The sequence below is a fragment of the Dysgonomonas sp. 37-18 genome (assembly GCF_001899125.1).
Lineage (GTDB): Bacteria > Bacteroidota > Bacteroidia > Bacteroidales > Dysgonomonadaceae > Dysgonomonas.
This window is the reverse complement of record NZ_MKVC01000009.1, coordinates 1-2,470: the sequence shown is the minus strand read 5'-3', so window position 1 is coordinate 2,470 and position 2,470 is coordinate 1. Positions and strand designations below refer to the sequence as shown.

Below are 2,470 nucleotides of genomic sequence, written 5' to 3'. Positions count from 1 at the left end.
ACGCCGCGCCATATTGCTATGGTCGGTTTTCCAATGCTCGCCTCCGAACCGTACGTACACGTTCCCGCGTATACGGCTCTCCACCAATATATTCAGTCTAAATCGTTCCATAATGGATTTTCTTATGACAAGTACCACATACAGCTATTGTTTTTCGCTGTCTTGCAATCATGTGTTTCTCCCATTCTTCTTTACCTTGAAGATTTTTGAGTTTACGTACATGGTGCATTTCCAGCTTGTCCTTAGCTCCGCATAACTCACATTTTTCAGCTTTTAGCCTGTCTATAAGGCTGGTAGTGCTGGTATGTATCATTATGTTTGGCATATTGTCGACGTTCTTATCCAAAAATGGATTTTGTCGTTTGAAACCTTTATTGTAAAAACACATTTCTTTTTCCTTTCCTACTTTCGTTTTATACTTCACACAAAAAACGCCGTTATGCATATATTTTTTGCATAGCTTCTTCACTTTCGTGCGATACTTGGCAGCAAAGGTCTTGTACATACTGTATTCCATAATGTACCCGAAGTTTGACATTTGTTTGGAACAATTCTTGGCAATTCCAAAATAATTATACAGCCCGCGAATTTCAGAATTATACCTTTCAAGGATTTCAAGGTCGTCATTGTGATTAAATTCAGGTCTTGCTTTGGGTTTCCATACTTCCTTTCCATTGTGTTTCTTTATTTGCACAACATCATAGGCAAGTAATTTCTTCTTAATTGCGTCCACTGGAATTTTTATCTCTACGGTCTTACTGTAACACCGTTTCAGCCGTCCAATACTATCTCTTTTGATATGGGCAGATTTGCGATTACGGATATGAAAACCAAGAAAATTTGCTGGCGTTTCCGAATGAGTTATAAGCGTTTTCTCATCAGATAACTCAAGTTTCAGTTTTTCAGATAGGAATTTCTTAATATCCTCTTTGATAACTTGAGCATCTTCCTTACTTCCGATTATACCACACAGAAAATCATCTGCGTATCTTATGTATCTCAATCTCCTGTATTCACTGTCCATTTCATCATTCGGTTCGGTTTGCAACATTAATTTGTCATACTTTCTGACACGCTCAATTATTGCCTCCCTCTCGGTTTGCGTCTCTACAGATTTCAACTCTTTTGTAGCTCGACCTTTCTTACGTTGATAATGCCTGTACTCTGTATTCTTCTTTTTTCGGAGCCCTTTTTCAAACCTTGCGACATATTCAGCCATGTATTTATCCAACCTGTCAAGGTAGATATTAGCCAGTATCGGACTAATGATACCTCCCTGCGGTGTTCCACTGTAAGTTTTATTAAATACCCAATCCTCAATATATCCTGCATTTAGAAACTTTCTTATTAGCCTGATAAAACGGTCATCGATTATGCGTTCTCTAAGGATACTAATCATAACATCATGATTGATGTTGTCAAAGAAACCCTTGATGTCGCCTTCGACATACCACTTTACCCCACAGAAAGTTACTCCGATTTGTTTAATTGCAGTATGGCAGCTTCGTTTTGGTCGGAAACCATGAGAACAGTTTTCAAATTGTCCCTCATAAATAGCTTCCAATATCATTCTTACTACTTCTTGCAACAGTTTATCATTTATTGCAGGAATACCAAGTGGACGCATTTTCCCATTTTTCTTTGGGATATACGTTCTCCTTGATGGATTTGGCTGATATGTTTCATCTTTCAATGAAGCAATCAGTTTTTCAATGCGGGCGAGGCTCATTCCATCGATGGTTTCACCGTCGGAACCAGCTGTCATGTTGCCTTGTTTTGCATAAATGCGTTGGTAAGCAACATAGTACATTTCCTCATTAAAAAGAATACGGTACAAACGCTCATACTTGTAATTCAAGTCTTTGCTATGTCCCATTAGACTGTTTAATACTTTTTCTGGACTTCTCATAATGTCTCTCACATTTTCCGTTAATTGTATTAAAAATATTGGCTGCCCCCCTTCGCCATTGTGTATTGAATATTTTCCATACACGTGTACAGGTCATTAACCTGCTCGGACTACTACGGAAGCTCCGTTACCATGCCGGATATTCAGGGACTATTCCCATAGCCTTACAAATGGCTTTCCGGTTTAGGTAATCCCAGTTTATAGTATCAATAACATTGGCACGACAGATTGTCGGATATGACTTCCACCCTTTACTATATATTATAGTTGCGTCATGATAAGTTCTCGCTCTTCCTACTCTACGACTGCAAAAAGAGTATCATGATATGACGAGTATAGTTACCTTACGTCAAAGCTTCTACAAGAGCCGCTTGGATTATCATTCAATCAATTCGGATTTTATCCTCATATCTGCCATTTCATCTACCATTCAGTCGCAGTTTGGTAACTAACTGACTTAGGCTTTTCCGAGCGTGCTACACTCCCTGTCGTCTTTCGTTGAACAGATGAGCCGGTGATGATAGGTCATTTTCAAAGAACACTTGCCTAATCCTTGCCAAA

The 2,470-nt window shown here is 38.9% G+C and carries 2 protein-coding genes and 1 pseudogene; 1 reads left to right on the top strand and 2 read right to left on the bottom strand.

Annotated elements, in window-relative coordinates:
- Positions 1 to 111, bottom strand: a pseudogene (locus BGO84_RS03720) (conjugal transfer protein TraI); the annotation flags it as partial.
- Positions 98 to 1,909: a reverse transcriptase domain-containing protein gene (locus BGO84_RS03715; RefSeq protein WP_291027765.1), complete on the bottom strand. Its 1,812-nt coding sequence runs from the start codon at positions 1,907 to 1,909 to the stop codon at positions 98 to 100. The gene BGO84_RS03715 and the pseudogene BGO84_RS03720, both read right to left, overlap by 14 nt.
- 326 nt (positions 1,910 to 2,235) lie before the next feature.
- On the opposite strand from BGO84_RS03715, the gene BGO84_RS03710 reads away from it, so the two are divergent.
- The gene (locus BGO84_RS03710) at positions 2,236 to 2,361 is read left to right on the top strand and encodes a hypothetical protein (protein WP_255498816.1); all 126 of its coding nucleotides are present in this window, start codon (positions 2,236 to 2,238) and stop codon (positions 2,359 to 2,361) included.
- The last annotated feature ends 109 nt before the right edge of the window (positions 2,362 to 2,470 follow it).